The organism is Salegentibacter salinarum (genome assembly GCF_900168115.1).
GTDB classification, from domain to species: domain Bacteria; phylum Bacteroidota; class Bacteroidia; order Flavobacteriales; family Flavobacteriaceae; genus Salegentibacter; species Salegentibacter salinarum.
The window spans coordinates 1-23,928 of the sequence record NZ_FUZC01000027.1 but is presented as its reverse complement, the minus strand read 5'-3'; the positions used below and the strand labels follow the sequence as shown (position 1 = coordinate 23,928).

22 protein-coding genes, 1 rRNA gene, 1 other RNA gene and 1 riboswitch are annotated in these 23,928 nt (G+C 37.0%); of the genes, 9 read left to right on the top strand and 15 right to left on the bottom strand.

What is annotated here, in order from left to right; all coding sequences use genetic code 11:
- Window positions 1-354: 354 nt before the first annotated feature.
- Both miaE and B5X53_RS18390 read right to left on the bottom strand, forming a co-directional pair.
- Complete coding sequence (gene miaE / locus B5X53_RS18395; RefSeq protein ID WP_079714674.1) at window positions 355-936, bottom strand: MiaE family protein; 582 nt, start codon at window positions 934-936, stop codon at window positions 355-357.
- A 2-nt stretch (window positions 937-938) separates the two neighbouring features.
- Window positions 939-2,771, bottom strand: a complete 1,833-nt coding sequence (locus tag B5X53_RS18390; protein ID WP_079714673.1) for a DNA polymerase III subunit gamma/tau — start codon at window positions 2,769-2,771, stop codon at window positions 939-941.
- A gap of 134 nt (window positions 2,772-2,905) precedes the next feature.
- Between B5X53_RS18390 and rnpB the strand changes: the two genes are divergently transcribed.
- Window positions 2,906-3,240, top strand: an RNA gene (gene rnpB / locus B5X53_RS18385) — RNase P RNA component class A.
- On the opposite strand, the gene B5X53_RS18380 is transcribed toward rnpB, so the two are convergent.
- Genes B5X53_RS18380 through B5X53_RS18365 form a run of 4 tightly spaced genes read right to left on the bottom strand, consistent with a single transcriptional unit; the run spans window position 3,238 to window position 5,651 of the window.
- The gene (locus B5X53_RS18380) at window positions 3,238-3,609 is read right to left on the bottom strand and encodes a hypothetical protein (RefSeq protein WP_079714672.1); all 372 of its coding nucleotides are present in this window, start codon (window positions 3,607-3,609) and stop codon (window positions 3,238-3,240) included. The genes rnpB and B5X53_RS18380 overlap by 3 nt on opposite strands.
- Before the next feature lie 47 nt (window positions 3,610-3,656).
- Entirely contained in the window at window positions 3,657-4,199 is a 543-nt protein-coding gene (locus tag B5X53_RS18375; RefSeq protein WP_079714671.1) for an RsmD family RNA methyltransferase, read from the bottom strand.
- The gene (locus B5X53_RS18370; RefSeq protein WP_079714670.1) at window positions 4,196-5,014 is read right to left on the bottom strand and encodes a DUF3822 family protein; all 819 of its coding nucleotides are present in this window, start codon (window positions 5,012-5,014) and stop codon (window positions 4,196-4,198) included. Before B5X53_RS18370 ends, B5X53_RS18375 begins: the two co-directional genes overlap by 4 nt.
- Complete coding sequence (locus tag B5X53_RS18365; RefSeq protein WP_079714669.1) at window positions 5,001-5,651, bottom strand: hypothetical protein; 651 nt, start codon at window positions 5,649-5,651, stop codon at window positions 5,001-5,003. The genes B5X53_RS18370 and B5X53_RS18365 overlap by 14 nt, the downstream gene beginning before the upstream one ends.
- Window positions 5,652-5,771: 120 nt before the next feature.
- Between B5X53_RS18365 and B5X53_RS18360 the strand changes: the two genes are divergently transcribed.
- Together B5X53_RS18360 and kdsB are read left to right on the top strand one after the other, a co-directional pair.
- Window positions 5,772-7,208 carry an ATP-dependent DNA helicase gene (locus tag B5X53_RS18360; RefSeq protein WP_079714668.1) on the top strand — a complete coding sequence of 479 codons (1,437 nt, stop codon included), beginning with the start codon at window positions 5,772-5,774 and terminating at the stop codon, window positions 7,206-7,208.
- A 66-nt stretch (window positions 7,209-7,274) separates the two neighbouring features.
- Window positions 7,275-8,018, top strand: a complete 744-nt coding sequence (gene kdsB / locus B5X53_RS18355; RefSeq protein ID WP_079714675.1) for a 3-deoxy-manno-octulosonate cytidylyltransferase — start codon at window positions 7,275-7,277, stop codon at window positions 8,016-8,018.
- Here the strand turns inward: kdsB and B5X53_RS18350 are convergent.
- From B5X53_RS18350 to B5X53_RS18340, 3 genes are read right to left on the bottom strand one after another with little or no spacing between them, the layout of a single operon-like run.
- A complete protein-coding gene (locus tag B5X53_RS18350; RefSeq protein ID WP_079714667.1) occupies window positions 8,015-9,319 on the bottom strand; it encodes a cryptochrome/photolyase family protein in 1,305 nt (434 codons plus the stop codon). The two genes, kdsB and B5X53_RS18350, sit on opposite strands and share 4 nt — an antisense overlap.
- Window positions 9,320-10,015 (bottom strand): SDR family NAD(P)-dependent oxidoreductase, encoded by a 696-nt coding sequence (locus tag B5X53_RS18345; protein WP_079714666.1) that lies wholly within the window; start codon window positions 10,013-10,015, stop codon window positions 9,320-9,322. It abuts the gene before it with no gap.
- Between the two features lie 12 nt (window positions 10,016-10,027).
- Window positions 10,028-10,537, bottom strand: a complete 510-nt coding sequence (locus B5X53_RS18340; RefSeq protein ID WP_079714665.1) for an SRPBCC family protein — start codon at window positions 10,535-10,537, stop codon at window positions 10,028-10,030.
- Window positions 10,538-10,682: 145 nt separating this feature from the next.
- On the opposite strand from B5X53_RS18340, the gene B5X53_RS18335 reads away from it, so the two are divergent.
- Window positions 10,683-11,528, top strand: a complete 846-nt coding sequence (locus B5X53_RS18335) for a DUF2911 domain-containing protein (RefSeq protein WP_079714664.1) — start codon at window positions 10,683-10,685, stop codon at window positions 11,526-11,528.
- A gap of 183 nt (window positions 11,529-11,711) precedes the next feature.
- Here the strand turns inward: B5X53_RS18335 and B5X53_RS18330 are convergent, their stop codons facing one another.
- A complete protein-coding gene (locus B5X53_RS18330; RefSeq protein WP_079714663.1) occupies window positions 11,712-13,388 on the bottom strand; it encodes a ribonucleoside-diphosphate reductase subunit alpha in 1,677 nt (558 codons plus the stop codon).
- 41 nt (window positions 13,389-13,429) lie between these two features.
- Entirely contained in the window at window positions 13,430-14,404 is a 975-nt protein-coding gene (locus tag B5X53_RS18325) for a ribonucleotide-diphosphate reductase subunit beta (protein ID WP_079714662.1), read from the bottom strand.
- 116 nt (window positions 14,405-14,520) lie between these two features.
- A riboswitch (cobalamin riboswitch) is annotated at window positions 14,521-14,654 on the bottom strand.
- 181 nt (window positions 14,655-14,835) lie between these two features.
- Here B5X53_RS18325 and B5X53_RS18320 point away from each other — a divergent pair.
- The gene (locus B5X53_RS18320) at window positions 14,836-15,060 is read left to right on the top strand and encodes a hypothetical protein (RefSeq protein WP_079714661.1); all 225 of its coding nucleotides are present in this window, start codon (window positions 14,836-14,838) and stop codon (window positions 15,058-15,060) included.
- Window positions 15,061-15,331: 271 nt separating this feature from the next.
- Complete coding sequence (gene acs, locus B5X53_RS18315) at window positions 15,332-17,239, top strand: acetate--CoA ligase (RefSeq protein WP_079714660.1); 1,908 nt, start codon at window positions 15,332-15,334, stop codon at window positions 17,237-17,239.
- A gap of 78 nt (window positions 17,240-17,317) precedes the next feature.
- On the opposite strand, the gene B5X53_RS18310 is transcribed toward acs, so the two are convergent.
- The 4 genes from B5X53_RS18310 to B5X53_RS18295 form a co-directional block, all read right to left on the bottom strand.
- The gene (locus tag B5X53_RS18310) at window positions 17,318-17,980 is read right to left on the bottom strand and encodes a 3'-5' exonuclease (protein WP_079714659.1); all 663 of its coding nucleotides are present in this window, start codon (window positions 17,978-17,980) and stop codon (window positions 17,318-17,320) included.
- Window positions 17,980-19,908 (bottom strand): DUF294 nucleotidyltransferase-like domain-containing protein, encoded by a 1,929-nt coding sequence (locus B5X53_RS18305; RefSeq protein ID WP_079714658.1) that lies wholly within the window; start codon window positions 19,906-19,908, stop codon window positions 17,980-17,982. The genes B5X53_RS18310 and B5X53_RS18305 overlap by 1 nt, the downstream gene beginning before the upstream one ends.
- Window positions 19,909-19,952: 44 nt before the next feature.
- Window positions 19,953-21,029: a DNA topoisomerase IB gene (locus B5X53_RS18300; RefSeq protein WP_079714657.1), complete on the bottom strand. Its 1,077-nt coding sequence runs from the start codon at window positions 21,027-21,029 to the stop codon at window positions 19,953-19,955.
- Window positions 21,030-21,169: 140 nt separating this feature from the next.
- The gene (locus tag B5X53_RS18295; protein ID WP_079714656.1) at window positions 21,170-22,258 is read right to left on the bottom strand and encodes a M42 family metallopeptidase; all 1,089 of its coding nucleotides are present in this window, start codon (window positions 22,256-22,258) and stop codon (window positions 21,170-21,172) included.
- A gap of 105 nt (window positions 22,259-22,363) precedes the next feature.
- Here B5X53_RS18295 and B5X53_RS18290 point away from each other — a divergent pair, with 105 nt between their 5' ends.
- The 3 genes from B5X53_RS18290 to B5X53_RS18280 all read left to right on the top strand — a co-directional run.
- Window positions 22,364-23,056: a DUF4294 domain-containing protein gene (locus B5X53_RS18290; protein WP_079714655.1), complete on the top strand. Its 693-nt coding sequence runs from the start codon at window positions 22,364-22,366 to the stop codon at window positions 23,054-23,056.
- Between the two features lie 53 nt (window positions 23,057-23,109).
- Window positions 23,110-23,382 (top strand): hypothetical protein, encoded by a 273-nt coding sequence (locus B5X53_RS18285; protein ID WP_079714654.1) that lies wholly within the window; start codon window positions 23,110-23,112, stop codon window positions 23,380-23,382.
- 362 nt (window positions 23,383-23,744) lie between these two features.
- Window positions 23,745-23,928 (top strand): 16S ribosomal RNA (locus B5X53_RS18280); the annotation flags it as partial.

The window sequence follows — 23,928 nt, the reverse complement described above, 5'->3', positions numbered from 1 at the left end:
AACATAGATCGCTGGTACCGTCGACGTCTAAGGATGTGTATCTGGAAACAATGGAAACGCATCCGCACGAAAGGAAAGATGCTTATCAAGCTTGGCCTGAACAAGTGGAAAGCGTGGGAATATGCCAACACGAGGAAAAGCTACTGGCATACAGCTAACAGCTTTATCCTCAAAAGGACTATTACCATCCACAGACTGAGACAGGCTGGTTACACTTCTCTTCTGGACTATTACCTTAAAGTTAGAACGTAAATTAGGGAACCGCCCAGTACGGAACCGTATGCTGGGTGGTGTGGGAGGACAGGTAGGGAAATAATCCTTACCTTTCTACCCGATTTGAATAAGATAGAAAAATTAACCGTGAATGGTTTTGTCTTTGCTGAGATCTTTCATTATTTCAGCTTCGAAATTGAGCAATTCCTCCCATTTTTTATCTACTTCTGCTCGTTCGCCATATTTTCTGGCAAACTTTAGAAACATCGTATAATGATTCGCTTCACTAATCATTAATTTGTGATAAAATTCAGCGAGTTCCTCGTCTTTTAATTCTTCTGAAAGCAACCTGAAACGTTCACAACTCCTGGCTTCAATTAATCCTGCGATTAGGAGCCGGTGAACCAATTGCGTGGTTCTGCTGCCGCCTTTTGGAAAAAAACTAAGTAGTTGAATTACATATTCATCTTTTCTATCCCTGCCTAAAACATAGCCACGTTTTAGCAACTGCTCGTGTACCATTTTAAAGTGGCCCATTTCTTCCCTGGATAAGGCGATCATTTCATCTACCAGTTCTGTGTATTCGGGGAAAGAAACAATAAGAGAAATTGCTGTTGAAGCTGCCTTTTGCTCACAATAGGCGTGATCTACAAGAATATCTTCTATATTTTTTTCGGCTATGTTTGCCCAGCGTGGGTCGGTGGGAAGTTTTAATCCTAGCATATCTATACGTCTAAATCAAATGTACTTCTAAGTTTGTCTATTAAAGGATTTTTCTCCTTCAATTTATTGTATTTCTCAATAGGGGTGAAGGCATATTTCTTTGCCGACTGCTCATTTACATTTATCACCAACCTGATTTCTGTATTCTGAAGTTTTTGCTTCAGGTAAGACATCAGTTTGTTTTGTTCCCGTTCCAGGTTGATTTTCATCGTTTCGTTGGGTAATTCTATAACAATGCGATTTTCTTCCTTGAGTTTAGGCAAATCGGTTTCAAGGATGGAAGCGAGAATTTTTGATCCCTGTTTTTTAATACGTTTTACGTAATCATTCCAGGTGGCTTGCAATTGGGTTTCACTGAATTCATTGTTGAGTACCACATCTTTTGTTGGTGCAGCTTCCTGCTGCCGGGCTTCTATCTCCCGTTTCTTTTGAATACTTTTTAATGAAAGCCCTGAAACCTTTTCTTTTTTTACTTCCGGATCAATAACCGGTTTTGGTGCTGGAACTGGTGGAGTTGGTTCAGGTTCTTCCTGTTGTTCCTTCGCTCCAGGAACCATAGTTTTATCTGAATGATAATTATCTTCCTTATCATCAGCACAGTTACTATTTGGAGTTTTATTTTCACCTGAAGGCAACTGACTTTCCTTTGGAGCTTCAGTTGCAAGTTCCCCGTGCTCATTCTCCCTAACCATACTTTTTTCTTCTGAAGAAAGGGTGGCGGGTTGTTTTTCAAAAACCGAAGCGGGAATTATTGACTGTTCAAACTTTTTTTTTTCTCCATCAAAAGTGATAGAGGCAAGCTGCATTAAGGAAAGTTCAACAAGTAAACGCTGATTTTGGCTTGTTTTATACTTGAGATCACACTCATTCGCCAGGTCTATCGCTTTAATCAAAAATTGATGATTGGTTTGGGAAGCCTGCTCAAAATACCGGGCTTTTGTTTGTTCTCCAACTTCTAAAAGCTGTATTGTTTTTTGATCTTTACAAACTAAAAGATCCCTGAAATGCGAAGCAAGGCCGCTAATAAAATGGTGACCGTCAAATCCGCTGGAAAGGATGTCGTTATAACTTAACAACAACTGTGGAATATTATTACTTAAAATAAGATCGGTAACCTTAATATAAGTATCGTAGTCCAGTACATTGAGGTTTTCGGTAACTGCCTGCCGGGTAAGATCTTTCCCGCTAAAACTAACTACACGATCGTAGATAGAAAGCGCATCACGCATAGCACCATCTGCTTTTTGCGCAATGATGTTCAACGCGTCTTCTTCGGCATTTACACCTTCTTGTTGTGCGATATAAACCAGGTAATTCTTAGCATCACTTACCGTAATTCTTTTAAAATCGAAGATCTGGCAACGAGAAAGTATTGTTGGGATTATTTTATGCTTCTCCGTAGTAGCTAAAATAAAGATGGCGTGCTGTGGCGGTTCTTCTAGAGTCTTCAGAAAAGCATTAAAGGCCGACTGTGAGAGCATGTGCACCTCATCTATAATATACACTTTATACTTCCCAACTTGCGGTGGAATCCTAACCTGGTCTATTAAATTCCTGATATCGTCTACCGAGTTGTTAGAAGCGGCATCGAGTTCAAAAATATTAAAAGCAAAATCTTCATCTGGGCTTTGGGTACCGTCGTGGTTAATCATTTTTGCCAGGATACGCGCGCAGGTGGTTTTTCCAACGCCACGAGGTCCTGTAAAAAGAAGTGCCTGTGCCAGGTGATTGTGTTCAATGGCATTTTTTAAGGTATTTGTGATGGCTTGTTGCCCTACCACATCTTTAAAAGTTTGTGGGCGGTACTTACGAGCTGATACTATAAAATGTTCCATTGAATTTTATTGAACTACAAATATAAAAATAGCCTCCATAAGTTCTAAGGCAATCGCTTATATTTTTAAACAATTAAAGCTAAGAAATCAACAATTTTTTAATCGCGAAACTTTCTAAAAAACTACCTTTGCACCAAGCAGGCCGCCTTATCGCCAACGAATTTATTCGGTGGAGGAAATTCCGGACACCAAAGGGCGGCATAGTGGGTAACACCCACCGGTCTCGTTTCGGTTTTCCGAGGCGGGATCAGGACTAGTGCAACAGAAAGGATGTACAGGTAATGCTGTAGTGAAATCAGGTAAACTCTATGCGGTGCAATGCCATGTAAACCGGTGTTTGCAAGCGGCCCGCTTGCTACCGGAGGGTAGGCAGCTAAAGGTTTTTGGCAACAAAAACCGGAGATAAATGATAAGGGGAATCCCGGTTAGCCGGGAGGAACAGAATCCGGATTACAGGCCTGCTTTTTTATAATAATGTCTTTGCCCAGGCCCGGGCTTCGTCCATATGTGAAAAGATATCAAAAGGAACCGGGGAAAATTGTTTTTCAAAATTAGCTACCTGTAAGGCTTCATATCGCTGACTTACAATAGCTATTCCCAATAAATTTTTCACGTCTTTTAATTCAAAATAAATAGTGGGATTTACATTGTAATTATTCTTCCGGTCAGATACATAAACAAAATCTGCTCCTTCATAAACCTCATTGCATATTTTTAGAATTTGTTCTACGTGTTCAATTTCAAAAACAACATCGTCTTTTACTTCAGAAATAACCATCCCTTCATAAAAACTTAAAATAACATCAATAAGCTCAATCCTTTTTATCCTATCCGTCATACCATCAAATTTCTAAGCCCCACAGGGCTGTAATTCTTCAGAAGAAATTATTCTGCATTCTCAAAAAAACTAAAAACCGAACCGCCATAGCGACGCCCTTCTATAAAGTTGGGAAGATCGGAAAGATCGGTGTGTTTAGAGTGCTCAATAATTAATTGACCATTTGGATTAAGTAGGTTTTTTTCGAAAACTAGTTCTGGAATTTTCAGGAATTTTTCCTTTTCAAAATCATAAGGTGGGTCTGCAAAAATAATATCGGCCTTTACAAAAGCCTTTTCAAGAAATTTAAAGACATCACTTTTAATAGGGGTAATATTCAAACCTAATTCCTGAGCCGTCTTTTTTATGAATTTTACGCAGTCGAAATTAGCATCAACCGCGGTTACTTCCTTGCTTCCGCGCGAAGCGAATTCATAGGCAATATTACCAGTTCCCGAAAAAAGATCAAGGATGCTTAATTGTGAAAACTGAAAATTATTATTCAGGATATTGAAGAGGGCTTCCTTAGACATATCGGTAGTAGGGCGTACCGGCAGCTTTTTTGGAGCCATTAATCTTTTTCCTTTATGTGTTCCTGAAATTATTCTCATTTAAATGACTTTAGTAATACATATTCTTCCAGCTGATTTAGACCGGTAAGTTCTTCTTCCAGGTTTAAGCTGAAACTGGTTTCTAAAAGTTCCACGTGCTTAATATAATCAAACGCGATTTTAAATAGGGGAGAAGCTTTGCTAATAGCTCCCAGCAATATCAACCTGAACTTTTCCGGGTCTAAATTAAGTTGTTCAGCAGTGAAGAGAATATAATATAAAAAATCTTCTTTTTCGGTAAAACTGAAAGAATTACACAACAGGAGTTCACAATTTTCTATCACAACCAGCTCAAACTGCTTATTTTTTATATGTGCAAACATTTGAGGCCGCTCAGCTTTTGGTAATTTCAGTAAATTTTCGACTAAAACAGTACTGAGATGCTGGTATTCAAATTCCCCGAATTTCTCAAAGAAGAAATTAATAATATTTGTATAAGGAATATAAACATTTATAATCCCGGTAATTCCAATTTCCTCGTGTGCGATGAAATCGGTTTTAAGGATTTTGGTATTGAATTTTAGATAGTCTGAAGCATTTTCCTCTTTAAATAAAGGTTCAGGCACTAAGCTGTAAAGTGCATTATCAAAAATAAGCTTTACCTGTGTGGCTTCAGCAATACTTTTTTCTTCGGCATAAATTTTCTGAATTTCCTCAAGTAATTTTAGTGGATCAATTTGTTGCGAAAAACGAATTTTCTTGTATTGTACCACTTTATTTTCAGTAGAATTTAGGGTACAAAAAGAAAGTCCATCCAGGGAAACCTGAATGGACAGTTCTAAAGTTATTTGTTTTGTGCTATTATTCGTCGCCATATTGGGTTGGCCAGTTTCCTTTTGTGTTAACCTCTTCCAGAGAGCCAACATTTATGTAGCGACCATTAATATCGTCTACAGATTGCACCTGGTTTTGTTGTAAAATAAGCTCTTTATCTAAACCTTGCAATACAACACTTTTAGCTACTCTTGCTCTAAAAACCGGAATTTCTGAATTTCCTTTGGTAATTGTACCTGCATCAAGCTCAAATTTAGCATCTACATCTTCAACCGGTACATTAATCATATTGGTATAACGCTCTTTATTTCCTTTAAACAATGAATCTTTTACCGGAACAAAGCCAAGCGTATCAATAATTACTTTTTCAATATATTCATCTACACCATACTGTTTTCTATACTCTTCATCTAATACAGTAGTATCACGACGCTGGGTAATTGCAAATTCAGCAGTATCTAAAAATCCTACTAGTTTATCAAAATCATCTTCGAAAGTCCCAATAATCTCTTTGTGAGCTAATTCGGCATCACGAATGTCCTTTAAGTTTTCAACTACTTTGGCATAACGCTTTTCTTTAATTTTATTAAACTGAATTGGTTCGTAAACAGCATTAAAGGTAAGGTAGGCTAAACCAATAATAACCACCCAAAGAAGTAATTGAATTGCAAGTCTCATGCTTTCTAAATTTTGTTTTAAAATTACTAGTGTTTCACGACAAATCTACAATTTTTTTTTATTCGTAAAAGTTTCTTCCGTAAAAATCCATTCCTATCTTTGATTTTTGATAAATCTTCTATGGAAAATCTTGATGCTTCCAAATTTTATAAACTTCTTTTAAGCGATCTGGGTTTTACAGCTAAAGCAGGGCAGGATCTTGCTTTACAACAACTTTCCCGCTTTGTTTTAAATAATAATAAAGACGAGCTTTTTATATTGAAAGGCTTTGCCGGTACCGGTAAAACTACTATTATCAGTACTTTAGTTAAAAACCTTTGGCAAATAAAAAAATCTGGCGTTTTACTGGCTCCCACGGGAAGGGCTGCTAAAGTAATCTCCAATTATTCTAAAAAGGAAGCTTTTACCATTCATAAAAAGATCTATTTCCCGAAAAAAAGTGGTGGGAGCGGAGTGCAATTTGTACTTCAACCAAATAAACATAAAAACAGTATTTTTATTGTAGATGAAGCTTCAATGATCTCTGATACGCCCACAAATTCGAAATTAATGGAAAATGGAAGCTTGTTAGACGATCTTATTCAGTTTGTATATTCCGGGCATAATTGCCAGTTAATTTTAATTGGGGATACTGCCCAGCTTCCCCCGGTAAAGATGGAAATCAGCCCGGCCCTGGAAGCCGAAAAACTTCAGTTTTCATATAATAAAGAAGTGCATCATATTGAACTTGACGAAGTAGTTCGCCAGGCTGAAGAAAGCGACATTTTGTTGAATGCCACAAAAATAAGACAAAGTTTACAAGACGGATTTTATGATAGCTTTCAGTTTGAACTCACTCCAAAGGCCGATGTTATTAGGTTGCAGGATGGTTACGAAATTATGAATGCTATCGAGGAATGTTACAATGAGTTGGGGAACGAAGAAACCAGTTTTATTGTTCGGTCTAATAAAAGGGCGAATTTGTATAATCAGCAAATAAGGTCCAGGATTTTGTTCCAGGAAGAAGAAATTTCTGCCGGAGATTATTTAATGGTGGTGAAAAATAATTATTTCTGGATAAAACCAAGTTCAGAAGCTGGATTTATAGCCAACGGAGATATTGTAAAAGTTTTGGAAATTTTCGGTATAAAAGAGCTTTACGGATTCAGGTTTGCCGAAGTACAGGTGCAAATGGTAGATTATCCCAAGATGCGACCTTTTGAAACCGTGGTAATGTTAGATACCTTAACCAGCAACACGCCTTCACTTTCTTATGAAGAATCTAACCAACTGTACCAGGAAGTGATGAAAGATTATGAAGATGAAACTTCTAAATACAAGAAGTTTATGAAGGTGAAGAACAATAAATTCTTCAATGCTCTTCAAATTAAATTTTCTTACGCGATGACCTGCCATAAATCCCAGGGTGGACAGTGGAATACGGTTTTTATTGAACAACCTTACCTACCTGAAGGCGTCGGCAAAGAATATTTAAGATGGCTTTATACTGCTGTTACGCGCGCAACCGATAAACTTTACCTGATAGGTTTTAAAGACGATTTTTTCGTAAATAAATAACTTTTGGATTTGCTGCAATTCAAATTTTAAAACCTAAATTTAACCTCCTAAAAATTGATGATTTCGATGAATAATCCGCTTAAAATAATTGCTATGATTCCCGCCCGTTATGAGGCTTCTCGTTTTCCGGGGAAACTTTTAAAAGACCTTAACGGCAAAACGGTGATTACAAGAACTTACGAAGCTGCCAAAAGCACCGGACTTTTTGACGAAGTTTACGTGGTAACCGATAGCGATAAAATTTACGCTGAAATTAATAAAAACGGTGGTAACGCAATAAAAAGCAAAAAAAAACACGAATGCGGAAGCGATCGTATCGCCGAAGCCGTGGAGAATATGGATGTTGATATTGTAGTAAATGTGCAGGGAGACGAGCCTTTTATAGATAAAGACAGTCTTGCGAAATTACTGGTGGTTTTCAGGGAAGATGATGCCTCGGCAATAGACCTTGCTTCGTTAAAAACTGCGCTTTCCGAAAGCGAAGATATTACCAATGCAAACAACGTAAAGGTAATTACCAATAAGAATGATTTTGCGATGTATTTTTCAAGGTTTCCAATTCCGTATCCGAGAAACACTGATGCGCACGTGACTTATTTTAAACATATCGGGATTTACGCTTTTAGAAAACAAGCGCTTATCGATTTTTATAATTTACCGATGCTTTCTTTGGAATCTGCTGAAAAAATTGAAGCGATTAGGTTCCTGGAATATGGGAAAAATATAAAAATGGTAGAAACCGAAATGCAAACCATAGGAATAGATACCGCTGAAGATCTTGAAAAAGCCAGGAAGATCTGGAACAATTAACTTACTGCAGCTTTATAAATTTTTAAAGCCCGTTCGCGGGCTTCTTTATGATCTACCATTTTTTCGGGATATTCATTGGTGCCAAATTCTTTTACCCATTCTTTGATGTATTTCTCGTCCTTATCAAATTTATTAATTTGAGTAGTAGGATTAAAGATTCGGAAATAAGGAACTGCATCTACACCACTACCGGCAACCCATTGCCAGTTTCCCACATTGGAAGACATTTCGTAGTCCAGCAATTTTTCGGCAAAATAGGCTTCACCCCATCGCCAGTCAATAAGTAAATGCTTGCAAAGAAAACTACCCACCAACATTCTTACACGATTATGCATAAAACCCGATTCGTTCAATTGTCGCATTCCGGCATCAACTAATGGATATCCCGTTTGTCCGGTTTTCCATTTTTCAAATTCATCCTCATTATTTCGCCATTCAATTCGATCGTATTTCTTTTTAAAAGAGTCGGTTATTGTATCGGGATTATGATACAGGACCTGCATAAAAAATTCGCGCCAGATCAATTCTTCAAGAAAAGTTTTATTGCTTTCAGCATTAGCCTTTTTTACCATTTTTCTAACACTAACAGTGCCAAAACGAAGATGCGCACCAAGTCGAGAAGTGCCTTCTTTTCCGGGGATATTTCGGGTATTTTCGTATTGCTGAATTAGAATTGGCGTCACGTCATATTCCGGAACCTTAATTTCTGAAGTTGTAAAACCAATATCGTTTAAACTTAAATTCGGCAACCTTGTATTCTTCACGAGATTTTCTAAATACTGACTGGTATAATGAATTTTAAGGTCGTGTGATTTAAATTGTTCTTTCCAAACCCTCATATAGGGCGTATATACAACATAAGGATCGCCATCTTTTTTTACAACTTCATCCTTTTCAAAAATAACCTGGTCTTTAAATGTGTGAAATTCAATATTATTTTTAGAAAGTAATCCAGCTATTTTTTTATCCCTTTTTTTAGCGTAGGGTTCGTAATCGTGATTAGTGAATACTTCGGCAATTTTATAATCCTTGATCAACTGCTGAAAAATCTCTTTTGGTTTGCCGTGATACATTGCGATTGAACTTTCATAATCATCCTGAAGTTCCTTGCGCATTTCCTGAAGCTGCTCGTGTATAAAAGTAACCCGGCCATCGTCTTTGGGCAACTTACCAAGAATTTCTGAATCGAAAATAAAAATTGGTAAAACCGGTTTATCAGATTTTAAAGACTGCAGAAAACCTACATTATCGTCTAACCTAAGATCACGTCTAAACCAAAAAATATTCACTTCCTCCTTCATTTACGAAATATTTAAAGTTGAAAGTCCGCCGTCCACGCCAATAATTTGTCCGGTAATCCAGCTGTTCTCTTCACTTAGTAAAAATGTAGCAGCATTGGCAATGTCTTTGGTATTTCCAACTCTTTTTAAAGGATGTCTTTCGCTCATTTTCTCCTTTTTGGAATCATTTGATAGTAATTTTTCAGCTAAAGGCGTATCGGTTAGAGAAGGGGCGATGACATTTACTCTAATTTTTGGAGCATATTCGGCTGCCAGGGATTTTGCGAAACCTTCAATGGCACCTTTCGCTGCAGCGACGCTGGTATGAAATGGCATACCAACTTTTACGGCTACGGTGCTAAAAAATACCAAACTTGTATTTTCGGCTTTCTTTAATTTCGGCATTAATGCCTGCACTACTTTTACCAGACTTAAGAAATTCAGGTTCATTTCCTCTTCAAAATCTTTGGACTTTAGCATTTTGAAAGGTTTTAGGTTTATGCTTCCCGGGCAATAAACCAGTCCGTGAATCTCTTCAGGCAATTCAAGATCCTCAATTTTATCTTTTAAAACATTAAATTCTAAATGATCAATATCGTCATTCAATTCACCCTTATTTCTTGAAGCGACAATTACTTTATTTTCTTTAACGAGCTGGTGGGCGATTTCAAGACCAATTCCCGTAGAACCACCAATAAGTAAAATATTTCTTTTCATGATTTTTAAGTTTTAAGCTAAAATATCCTGTTTAAGCGTTGGATTTTTGGTCCTTGGTTCATCAAATTCGCCAAAAAGTTCCACAAGTTTTTTCTGTCTGTAATCAAAGATTTCCTTCAATTTTGATGCAACAAGAATGGGATGAAACATTTGTCCTAAAATTCCGAAGGGTAATTTATAATCTACAATATCTTCCATTTCCACGCCTCCAGGGATTTCCTTTAGAAAATGCTTGTGATGCCATAGGGCGTAAGGACCAAACCGCTGTTCGTCTACAAAATACTCCTTGTCCCTCACGTGGGTGATTTCGGTTACCCAACTGGTTTTAATTCCCGCAATTGGAGTTACTATATACTGAATAATTTGCCCGGGATACATTGGACGGTCAGCACCTGAAACAATATTAAATCCCATATAATCTGGCGTAATTGTTTTTAAGTTTCCGGGACTTGAAAGGAATTCCCAGGCTTTTTCCAGACTTATTGGAAGTTTCTGAACCGATTTTAAGGTATAGATTTTCATTCTTAATTTATTTCCTGTAAAACTAACCTAAGTTTTGTTTAAAGTAAAATATTTATAGTTAAACAAAATATAAATGAAAATTTGTAAGATAATTTTTTATAATCAATTTCTAGGTATATTTGAGGAACTAAAAACATACTAAACAATGAAAAAAATATTTCTTTTTTTATGCACAGCGGGAATTATGAGTACTGCTCACGCCCAGGTGCAGGCTCCACAACCGAGTCCATTTACCAAAATTGAACAAAAAGTTGGCCTTACCGATATCATCCTGGAATACTCTCGTCCTGGAGTAAGAGATCGAGAAATCTTTGGCGCGTTGGTACCTTATGGCGAAGTTTGGCGTACCGGTGCTAACGAGAATACGAAAATTACATTTAGTGACGATATTACTATTCAGGGGAATGAATTGAAAGCCGGAACTTATGCCATTTATACTATCCCGAAGGAAAACGAATGGGAAGTAATGTTTTATACCGATGCTTCTAACTGGGGAAATCCGGCAGAATGGAATGAAGAAAAAGTGGCTCTAAAAGCGACTGCTGAAGTAATGGAACTTCCTTTTAAAATGGAAACATTTACCATTATGATAGATGAACTGAAGCACGACTCTGCCGCCCTTAATTTTATTTGGGCAAATACAGTAGCGAGTTTAAGATTCGAGGTGCCAACCGAAGAAAAGGCAATGGCCAGCATTGAAAAGGTTATGAATGGCCCGGGAGCTGCTGATTATTTTGCAGCAGCAACTTATTACCACGATGTCGATAAAGATCTCGAGCAAGCCTACGAATGGGTAAATAAATCGCTTGAAATGGGTAATCCAAATGCATTTTGGATTTTAAGAAGAAAATCGCTTATCGCTGCCGATCTTGGTAAGAAAGAGGAAGCTATTGAAGCTGCCAAAAAATCTTTAGCCGAAGCCGAAAAAGCCGGAAATAAAGACTACGTAAAGATGAATAAAGATTCTCTGGAAGAATGGGGAGCTATGTAATCTGATTTTTAAGAATAAAAGAGGCTGTCTGAAAAGTCTATTTGTTTGTCAAGCTGAACTTGTTTCAGCTTCTAAAATGTTTTAAATTATTAACATGTTAGATCCTGAAAATAAGTTCAGGATGACGTTTCGCAAACTTTTTAGACAGCCTTTTTATTTTTATTTTAGACCATTTTTCATGTCTTAAGCCTCACAACTCGAGCAATTCACCATATTGGCTATAAACTCTTTAGAGACACTTTGGCTTCTTTGGTAGTAAAGTGTTTTCACACCCAGTTGCCAGGCTTCTATCATTAATTTATTTACTTCCCTAACCGGAAGATCTGAAGGAATATTCAAATTTAAACTTTGCGCCTGGTCTATATATTTCTGCCTAACCGAGGCCTGTTGAATAATCTCTAACTGACTTATTTCTTTAAATGTTTTGAAAACCAGGCGTTCTTCATCGGTTAGTTCTTTTAAATGCTGTACACTTCCGTGATTCAGCATAATACTTCTCCAGGTTTCTTCGGTATCCAAACCTTTTTCCTGAAGCAATTCCTTTAAGTATTTATTTTTCCGCATAAAATTACCTTTTGCCAGTCCGGCTTTGTAATAATTGCTGCTAAAAGGTTCTATTCCAGGAGACGCCTGGCCTAAAATAGCAGAAGAGGAAGTTGTTGGTGCAACAGCCATTAAGGTGGTATTCCTTAAACCATAGTCTTTTAAAACTTCTGGCTCTCCATAGATATTGGCTAACTCTTTACTCGCCTTGGTAGCTTTTTCACTAATATCTTTAAAGATAGAATTCGTTAACCCTTTAGCTTTTAATCCTTCAAAAGGGATCCTGTTTTTCTGCAGGTAAGAATGCCAACCCATAACGCCAAGCCCTAGAGCCCGGTGCCTTTTAGCGAATTTATTGGCAGAGGAGAGGTAATAATTGTCTTCGGTCTTCGCGATAAATTCCTGTAAAACGGCATCCAGAAAATAGATAGCCAGTTTTACGGCTTCAGTGTCTTTCCACTCATCGTAAAGTTCCAGATTCATTGAAGAGAGACAGCAAATAAAGGATTCATCTTCGGTAGATGGCAGCGCAATTTCAGAACAAAGATTACTGGAATGTATGGTATAATTTTTATCCTTGTAAACCTGTGGTTTGAACCGGTTAATATTGTCTTTAAAGAAAATATAGGGCAAACCTTTTTGTTGTCTGCTTTCTAAAACTTTTGCCCAAATTTCTCGTTTTTCGCGATCACCATCTACCATTTCCTGCATCCAATAATCGGGCACACTAACAGCATAAAATAAATTTTGAATTGGATTTCCAATATTTTTTATTTCAAGAAATTCCTTGATGTCGGGGTGATCTATATCCAGGTAAGCTGCAAATGCTCCCCGGCGAACGCCGCCCTGGGAAATAGTATCCATCGCAGTGTCAAAAAGCTTCATAAAACTGGTGGCACCACTACTTTTACCATTATCGGTTACCGCGCTTCCACGGCCTCTTAATTCCCCAAAATATCCTGAAGTTCCACCCCCAATCTTGGTTTGCATAATTACCTCGCCCAGTTTGTGAGTAATGCCCTCAATATTATCTGGAACGTAAACATTGAAACAGGAAATAGGCAAACCTCGTTCGGTGCCCATATTTGCCCAAATTGGTGAACTTAAACTCATCCACCCGCGTTCTATCATCTCGATGAAAGCTTCGGCCAGCTCTGGTTTGTATAGTCTTTTTGCTGCTGCGTTGGCCACGCGTTCTATAGCCGATTTTGCGGTTTCTCCTTTTAATAAATAACCACGGTTAAGTATTTGCTGGCTTTCTTCATTAAGCCACCATAGGCGTTCCTGTTGTGTTTCTTTAATTATAGTTTCGGGCATTTTACTGGATTTTAAGGTGAAATATTTCTGCGGAAAATTTTTTAAAAAAGATCATCTGCGGTGATGCTCTTATCGTGTTTGGTGTAATCTACCGGGCGTTTGGCGAAAAAATCGTCTAAACTGTTGGCAAAAACTTCTTCTTCAAACCACAACATGGCTTTATAATCGTATTCTGAAACGAAATAGATTTTTTCCAAACCAATTTTTTCAAGACTATCGTCTACGCGATATTTCATGAAGTTCAGGAGGTCATCTTTCTTGCATTGTTCTAAATTACCATCAGCAAAGATCCAGTCAAGAATTTCAGATTCTACTTCCATGGAATGCGCGATAATTTTCCTGATTTCAGTTTTGGTGTCTTCATTAAAGAATTCAGGATATTCATTTTTGATCTGGTTTACAATATAAATCCCGGCGTTAGCATGAATTTGTTCATCAACCGATGTCCAGGCAATAATATTACTCACATTTTTCATCACTCCTTTAAATCGGCTAAAAGAAAGAATAATGGCAAACTGACTAAAAAGTGACACATTTTCAATTAAAATTGAAAATAAAATAAGTGAGAAAACATATTTTTTTTCATCTGAAGATTTTGTGTTGGATAAGGCGTCAGAAAGGTAAGCCACCCTTTTTTTGATAACGGGGGTTTCAATCAATTTTTCGAACTCATTATTATAACCAAGAACTTCAAGCAGTCGTGAATAAGCTTCAGAATGCCTGAATTCACACTCGGCAAAAGTACTTCCGAGTCCGTTAAATTCAGGTTTTGGCAGATGCTGGTAAAGATCTCCCCAAAACGATTTTACGGCTACCTCAATTTGGGCAATTGCCAGCAGACTTTTTTTAATCACCTGTTTTTCATTCTCGCTAAGATGTGAATGAAAATCCTGTACATCAGCAGTGAAATCTACCTCAGAATGTACCCAAAAAGAACGGTTTATCGCTTCGGTAAACTTAAGAATCTCAGGATATTCGAAGGGTTTGTAGTTTACCCGTTTTTGAAAAATACTCATATTACTTTTGTTTTAGTTTAAGATCAAAAGCATAAAAGTAAATAGTTGTCTATGGAGATGTTAAGTTACGGGAGGCCCGCAAGATGTTGTCCTGGACATTTACTTTTTATGCGAAAGCAAAAGTCAATCCGGTTGGGAAGGTAACCTGGCTTGTAGAAGTACTACTTTACAGTTGCGCAACAGCTCATGATTCTCACATGATTCCCCTTGTTTATTACAAAAAGTAATACCCGCCGGTATGATTTTACAAAAGTAAAGTTATAAGGAATTTGCGGTGGTTTTAGAAAATAGCGTGGGAGTTATAAACATAGTTTTTCACAAGTTAAAGTTTCGGTAAAAGTAAGAGATCATAAAAAATAGGGAGCTTGCAGGCATAGTCTTTGCTCAGTGAAGGATGCAGTATTTGCTAATCAATCGAAAAAAATTGTAAAATGAGACTTGTAAATTTACAGCACACCGATGATGCATATGTTGCTAAAGCCGAAATTACGTTAAAGGCTTTTGGGGTCGCTTTGGGGCAGAAATCAAAAATTTATATAAGGAAAGAATCGGAAAATGCGTGGAGGGAGAAAAAAACGAATAAGAAAGTTTCTCCCAGGGAAGCCGCTCATTTAAATAAATGGTTAAGTGACCATCAAAAATTTGTAGAGCATTAATTTTTGCACTTTTTCTAAATCCTTTTCCAGGAAGCTCCTGTTTTTCACCTATTTATTTTGAAATTTAAATTGAAACAAGCTCTTTACTGAGTTTGTTTCGAATTTTTGTGCGAAAATTTCTATTCTATTAAACTTACCGCAAAAACTTGAAAAAGCCCAATATTAACGGGATTTGGGTATTTGATTTCCGAAGGTTTTTATAAATTGCAGGAAAGATATTTTATTTTTTTCAATATTAATCCACATAACCATCAACATATTTATTTAAGTTATGAGTAATTATCATATTAAGAATTTAGAGGAATATTTTCAGGTTTATAGAAAATCGGTTAGAGATCCACAAAACTTCTGGGAAGAAATCGCTGAAGAACATTTTAGCTGGCAAAAGAAATGGGATAATGTACTAAGCTGGGATTTCAATAAACCTGAAGTAAAATGGTTTGAAAATGCGAAACTCAACATTACTGAAAATTGCATAGATCGCTATCTTTTTAACCGGTCAGACAAAACCGCGATTATATGGGAACCTAATGATCCGGACGAAGAGGCTCAGCATATTTCTTACGGAGAACTTCATAAAAAGGTAAACAAGTTTGCAAATGTTTTAAAATCTAAAGGAATAAAGAAAGGCGATAGGGTTTGTATTTACTTGCCTATGATTCCTGAACTTGCTGTTGCGATGCTGGCCTGCGCAAGAATTGGCGCTATTCACTCTGTAGTTTTTGCGGGGTTTTCTTCAAAAGCACTGGCTACCAGAACCAATGATGCCGATTGTAAAATGATGATTACCTCTGATGGATCTTACCGCGGAAATAAAACCATAGACCTTAAAGGAATTGTCGATAAAGCGCTGGAAGATTGCCCCGGGGTAGAAAATGTTTTAGTTGCCAAGCGACTGGATTCTGATATTGAAATGAAAGAAGGCAGGGACGAATGGCTTCAACCTTTATTAGATGAAGCTTCAGATGTATGTGAAGCTGAAACTATGGATGCTGAAGATCCTTTATTTATTTTATATACTTCAGGTTCTACCGGGAAACCTAAAGGAATGTTACATACCACTGCTGGTTATATGGTTTATACCGCTTATACTTTCAAAAATGTTTTTCAGTATAAAGAAGGCGATGTCTATTGGTGTACTGCCGATATTGGCTGGATTACCGGCCATTCTTATATTTTATACGGTCCACTTGCTAACGGAGCAACAACGGTGATGTTCGAGGGCGTTCCTTCTTATCCAGATGCCGGAAGATTTTGGGATGTTGTAGATAAGCATAAAGTGAATCAGTTTTATACAGCTCCAACAGCCATTAGATCTTTGGCCAAAAGAAATATTGAATTTGTAGAAAGCCACGATCTTTCTTCTTTAAAAGTCCTGGGAACTGTTGGCGAACCTATTAATGAGGAAGCCTGGCACTGGTACAATGACAATGTAGGAAAAAATAAAAGCCCGATTGTAGATACCTGGTGGCAAACCGAAACCGGCGGAATTATGATTACCCCAATTCCTTATGTGACTCCGGTAAAACCAACATATGCAACTTTACCTTTTCCGGGAGTTCAACCTGCTATAATGGATGAAAACGGAAATGAATTAAAAGGAAATCAGGTAGACGGGAGATTATGTATTAAATTTCCGTGGCCAGGCATGGCTCGAACCGTTTGGAGAGATCATGAACGTTATAAAACCACCTATTTTTCAACTTTTGAAAATATGTATTTTACCGGCGATGGGGCTTTGAGAGATGAAGTTGGTTATTACCGAATTACAGGTAGGGTGGACGATGTTATTATAGTTTCAGGGCATAATTTAGGTACGGCGCCAATTGAAGATGCCATAGATGAGCATCCGGCTGTTGCTGAATCTGCCGTGGTTGGATTCCCCCATGAAGTAAAAGGTAATGCACTTTATGCATTTGTTACTTTAAAAGAAGTAGGGGAGTCCAGGAATCAGGATAATCTTAGAAAAGAGATTTTACAACAAATAGGAGATAAGGTTGGTCCAATTGCCAAACCGGAGAAAATTCAGTTTGTTAGCGGACTTCCAAAAACACGTAGCGGAAAAATTATGAGAAGAATTCTAAGAAAAATTGCTTCCAATCAAACTGAAGATCTTGGCGATACTTCAACATTATTAAATCCCGAAGTTGTAGAAAAAATTATGAAGAATTCTTTATAAGAGTTATTCTTAGTTTTCGCTAAAAATATTTCAAAAATACCAGACCTCACAGGTTTTCAAAACCTGTGAGGTCTTTTTTTAGACCCGAAATAACTTCTTGAGGTTTATTTTTCCATCATTGTTTAGTTTACCCAGGATAGTAAGGAAAGCTATGGCGGTAATAAAAGCATCACCGGCTGCAGTGTGGCGATCTTTGGTGTCTATATTGTAAGTTTCAGCTATTTCATCTAAAGAATAACTTTTTTCCCTATTAATTAGATTTGAGATAATTCTCGTCCCGCGGTATAAATTCACTGTATCCAAAACCTTATTTTTCAGCTTTGGCAATCCCATTCTGGACAAGGCTTCATTAATCATTCCCACATCAAAACCTGCGTGATGCGCCACTAAAACTGAATTTCCTATATATTTTAAAAATGTTTTTACCGCTTCCTCTTCAGAAAGGGTTTCAATTCTTTCATTCTGAATAATGCCGTGAATTTTCACTGTTTTGGGATTAAAAGTTTCCTGGGAAATATATTCTTCAAATCCGTCGGCAATATTTATAGATTTATTTTTGATGGCCACGGCACCAATTGAGAGCATCCTGTCTTTTTTGATATCAAAACCTGTAGTTTCGGTATCAAAAACAACAAATCTAGTCTCTGCAATCTCTTTTGGAAGTTTTTCCTGAAATTTTGTCTCATATTCCTTCCAGAAGTCAGGAAGATTATCTTGTTTCTTTTTGAATAAATTCAGCATTAGATATAAGGAGTTACTTCAAAACGGTATTTTATTAATTCCTGCACCTGCCTAATACTTTTAAAACAGCGTTTCAGTTTTATTTTTTCTTCTTTGCTCAAATTTTCCAAATCTATAAACCTGCCGCTATTCCTATTCTCCAAACCGTGCTGGGTTCTAAATTTGAGTAAAACCTTAGAAGCATAGGCGCAAGCCAGGAAAAGCTCTTTATTATTTGGTTCCAGTTGCGCCAGTTTTTCAAATCGTTCTGCGGTATTACTAATATTTTTAACCTGGTGATATAGAATAAGAAGCCTACCGGCATCGGTCAATGGGGTGATTCCTCGTTTTTTAATATCAAAGAAATCTTTATTTTCACCATTTTCCTCTAATAAAAACTGCCTAAAGAAACCCAGCGGAGAAGGGTTTCTCAACGTGGTAGCACCCATTACCGCATAAAACTTCCTATTCTCTTTAGTCAGGCTAAATATATGGTCAGCAAGCGCATTAGATAAATTTACATTTCCATAAGAAATATCAAAATCGAAGAATATTGAGCAAAGTAAAATCTCATCGTTTCCCGGGTCTATAATCCAATTGGTAAACTGGTCTTTCCATTCATTTAAACTCAGGCAATATTTTGGATTTTTCGCCATCATTTCAGCAGGGCAAAATTCGTAGCCAATTATATTTAACCGCTTGTTTACTTTTCTTGCCAGTTCTAAAAAATAAGTCCTGGTTTCTTCCAGTTTCTCTTCGGGAACATCTTCAAAAATAAGCGCGTTGTCCTGGTCGGTTTGTAAAAGTTGTTCTTTTCGGCCCTGGCTTCCAAGGGAAATCCACGTGAAATCGCAGGGCGGGGGAGTAGGTAGTTTTTTAATACATCGTTCAATGATGCGTTTTATGGTTGCATCATTCAGTTCAAAAATAATTTTTGAAATATGGTTTAGCGGGATATTAACAGCAAGAAATCCGCGCAACAGTAAAGTAATTTTATGCCGGATTTTCTTTAATTCATTGGTGCTACTGCTACGCTGAATCGCTTTCATTAAGACCGATGGATTATGACCTTCTGAAACCATAATATCGTGTTCAGAAAGTATCCCCACTACTTTGGTATTTGGCGTACCATCTTCGGTAATGCAAATATGATTTATATGGTGTTTCATCATGGTAAGCTGCGCCTGGGCAATAGTAAGTCCCTGCGGATAGCAAATTACCGGTGATGCCATAATTTTAGAAACTTCGGTTTCAATTCCGAAAGCACCCGTAGCCACCATATCTCTAAAATCTTCGTCGGTTACAATGCCTTTTGGAATATTTTCTTCCACCACCAGAACCGAACCTACTTTCTTTTTGCTCATTAGTTGTGCTGCCGCTTTAATAGTAGTTTCAGGAGATGTCATGACCACCTTCCTGGTAACCGGTGCCGGCTGAAGTTCAAAGAGATTATTGTTTGGTTGATATTGATTTTCTACCGGTTCTTTCTCTGAAATTAATTTCCCTTTATGAGCTTCAGCATAAGGATTACGGGTGTTGGAAGCAAAACTCTGAATCAGGAAATTCCCTACTTCTTTATTTTCTTCGGTAAGAGGTTTGAATTTTTTAATTGGAATTGCGTAAAGAATGGTTTCTTCTTCGGCAATAGCATTAATGAGATAATTTTCTTTGGCAAATAAGGGCCTAAGGCCAAAAATGTCACCTTCATCACATTTATCTATGGTTTCCCTTTTGCCTTCATTATCCCTTTCTAAAGAAATCGCTCCTTTATTTACCACATAAAAGCGTTTATGGCCAATATCACCTTCAGCAAAAAGCAGTTTCCCTTTTTCGAGGTATTTCACCTTAACCTGTTTTGATATCATTAATAAATCCTCCTTCTTTAAAAGATTGAAAGGGGGATAGTTTTTAAGGAAATCGGCTATTCGGGAAGCAATGGTGTTCTTCATACCGCTAATTTAAAGAAAAATGAATAGCTGTTTTTCTTTGAATTTTAAATATTCACTTCGTAATCTTTAATCATATTAAGAATTACTTTTTCGGTTTCTGAAAGGGAGATATAATCTTGTTTTTCTTCAGCTTTAATTTGATCAAAATAAGGTACAATTTCCCCGGTTTCATAGGAATTTACAATCTTTGGATGCACATAATAACTTCTACAAACGGCACGCGTGTTTCCCAAACCTTCAGCCGAAGCATCAAAAGCCTGGATTAGGTTCTTTTTATTCTGTTTTTCTTCTTCGGTATAGCCAAGCTCACGGAGCGTTTCAAAAAATATTTTGGTCGCACTCCAGGTTCTAAAATCTTTAGCTGAAAATAGATCACCGCTAATCTCGTGAATATATTCATTAATCATCCCGCTGTCTATGGCGTGTTTATCTCCATTTTCATCGTAAAATTTAAAAAGTTCCCAACCCGGAATTTCCTCACACTGGTTCACAAGCTTTATCAGTTTTCTATTCTTTACTGTAACGGCGTGTTCTTTACCTTTTTTGCCAATAAACTCAAATTTTATCCTGTTTTTATAAGTTTTTACGTGCCGGGTTCTAAAAGTTGAAAGTCCGTAGGTTTTGTTTTTCCTGGCGTAATAATGATTCCCAATTCTAATATGGGTTTCCTCCATAAGACGAAGAATAAGCGCCAGGACTTTTTTGCGACTCATTTCGGGCAAATCCAGATCTTTATCTACTTGCTTTCTTATTTTAGGAAGGTTTTCTCCAAAACCTGTCATTTTAAAGAATTTGGTTTCATTCCTTAATTTGCTCCAGGTAGGATGATAGATATATTGTTTGCGGTTTTTTTCATCGCGCCCTACAACCTGCAAATGTCCATTCTTTAGGTGTGTGATCCTAACTTCTTTCCACCCCGGCGGAATTACTAATCTTTTAATCCGCTCTAAAGTTTTTTTATCTTTTACCCGTTCTCCTTTATAAAAATAAGAAAATCCCCGGCCTACTTTTTTTCGACTAATAGAAAGGTGTTCTTCAGAAACATAAATAAGATTGGCAAAATCTATAGCCTGGTATGGGTCTGAAATAAAATTATTTATTTCTTCAGGAGAAATCGTCATTTTTCTTTTTCCCTAAATATAATTGGAAAAAAGGCCGGGCTATAATAAAGAATTGTGAAAGAATCTATAATTAAATATCAAAGCCCTTTCCGGAATTTCATCAGAAAAGGGCTTTGTAAAATATAAAGGAGATGAATTATTTAGTCGAAATAACTAAAACTATCGCCATCTTTTATTTTTAAAATACTTTCATAGATTAATTTAATTACATTTTCCACATCTGTTCTATGCACCATTTCTACTGTAGTATGCATATATCTTAGCGGAAGTGAAATTAAAGCCGAAGGAACTCCACCGTTGCTATAAGCAAAAGCATCGGTATCAGTTCCGGTAAACCTTGAGTTCGCCATACGCTGAAACGGAATTTCTTTTTCCTGGGCGGTGTCAATAAGTAACTCCCTTAATTTATTTTGAACCGCAGGAGCGTGGGCAATTACAGGACCGTGACCGATTTTAGTATCACCAGTTTTCTTTTTATTGATCATGGGCGTGTTGGTATCGTGGGTAACATCGGTAACAATGGCTACGTTTGGCTTAATACGATGCGTGATCATTTCAGCCCCCCGAAGTCCAATTTCCTCCTGTACCGAATTGGTGATATAAAGTCCAAAAGGCAATTTTTTACCATTCTCCTTTAATAATTTTGCAACTTGTGCAATCATAAATCCGCCCATACGGTTATCAAGGGCACGGCAAACAAATTTATTTTCATTTAGAATAAAGAATTCATCAGGATAGGTAATCACACAACCTACGTGCACACCTAAATCTTCTACTTCATCTTTACTGGTGCACCCAACGTCAATACTAATATTATCTATTTTCGGGGATTGCTCTTCATCTTTATCACGAGTGTGAATGGCCGGCCAGCCAAAAACACCTTTTACTATTCCTTTTTTAGTATGAATATTAACGCGTTTTGATGGTGCTATTTGGTGATCACTTCCACCGTTTCTCACTACATAAATAAAACCTTCATCGGTAATATAATTTACGTACCAGGAAATTTCATCGGCATGTCCTTCTATAACAACTTTATATTCAGCTTCAGGATTTATAACACCAACCGCGGTTCCATAGCTATCGGTAAAGAATTCATCTACGTAAGGATTTAAATAATCCATCCATAATTTCTGCCCTTCAGATTCATAACCCGTAGGTGCGGCATTATTAAGGTATTTTTCCAGGAAATCTATAGATTCCTTATCAAGTATACTGTCTTTGCTCATAGTTTTGATTTTTCACGAATTTAATAAGAATTAAATGTATGGCAACTCATTATTGATTAATTTTGGAATGATTTTAGTACGATAGCAAGCGAAATATTTGAATAAATGCTTAGAAGGTTTTTTTTAATAATATTCTTTATAGCCTGTAGTTTTTCTGGGCTTTTTGCGCAGGATAGTATTCCTGCCGAAGATACTTTGCAAAAGAAATATATGATTATTGCCGGAGATACGGTACCTAGAGAAAGTATAGATCTTAATGAAGTAGTGATTTTAAAGAAACTTCATTTTAATAGTCTCGCTGAAAGAAAACAGTACCTTATATTAAGGAGAAAAACCAGGAAAGTTTATCCTTACGCCAAATTAGCGTCAGATAGATTAATAGCGCTTAATGCAAGGCTGGAGGAAATTGAATCCCGGTCGGCTCAAAGAAAGTATACAAAGATTGTTCAGGATTATATAGAAGATGAATTTTCCGCGGAATTAAAAAAGCTGACGCATACAGAAGGGCAGATCCTGGTGAAGCTAGTGCACAGACAAACCGGCACCACTGCTTTTAATCTTATTAAAAATTTAAAAAGCGGTTGGCGGGCCTTTTGGTATAATACGACTGCCAGTTTATTTGAAATATCTTTAAAGGAAGAATTTGATCCTAAAAATAATCACGAAGATTTTTTAATTGAGGATATACTTCAGCGATCTTTTGTGAACGATATTTTAGAACCGCAAGCCACAGCACTGGATTTTGAGTACGTTGAACTAACCAATAAATGGACTAAAAGACCTGGTCGATTAAATTAACTTCTCACCGTCTAAATTTTCTCAAAAATTTTTTATCTTACAAGTTCCTTTTATTGAGAAGTTTAGGGATTAGTTTTAAGATTTCTTTAAAAAATTCTTTGCGAGGGCTTGCGGGGGAAGAAAACCGCAGTATATTTGCACCCGCTTTGAGACACAAGGAGGCTTGGCGAGTAGAAGCGAAGAAGTTCATTACATACTGGGAAGAGGTTTTTTTAGAGTTGCAGAAAGCTTTAAAAATTAAAAGTAAAAAAAATATTTTTTTACTTGCCAGATTCAAAAGAGGTGGTATATTTGCACCCGCAAAAACAGCGAAGGATTTTAATTAAAATCTTGCAGTGTTTTTAAAGTTCTTTTGAGGTGTTGCTTTTAAAAAATAAAGTCAAAAATTTTTCTAAAAAATATTTGGCGTATAAAGAAAAAGTAGTGTATATTTGCAACCGCTTACAGCGGAAACAAGTTCCCAGAAATATTGAAAAGAAATCCCGGGTGGGTGCGTAAAGCGATAAGGTTCGAGTCCTTAGGTTTCGGCAAGAATATCCCGAGTAATATCGGGGAAGTTCATTGATTTATTGAATTGACAGCGCGTACATTTTTCGAGAGAGAAATGATACAAATAATTTAGAATTAAGACTAGAGAAGTCATCTTTGAGTACAGACATTTGATTGTTGTAATTATATTTAAGAAACAACGATGAAGAGTTTGATCCTGGCTCAGGATGAACGCTAGCGGCAGGCCTAACACATGCAAGTCGAGGGGTAACAGGGGAGTGCTTGCACTCTTGCTGACGACCGGCGCACGGGTGCGTAACGCGTATACAACCTACCTTTTGGCGGGGAATAGCCCAGGGAAACTTGGATTAATGCCCCATAGT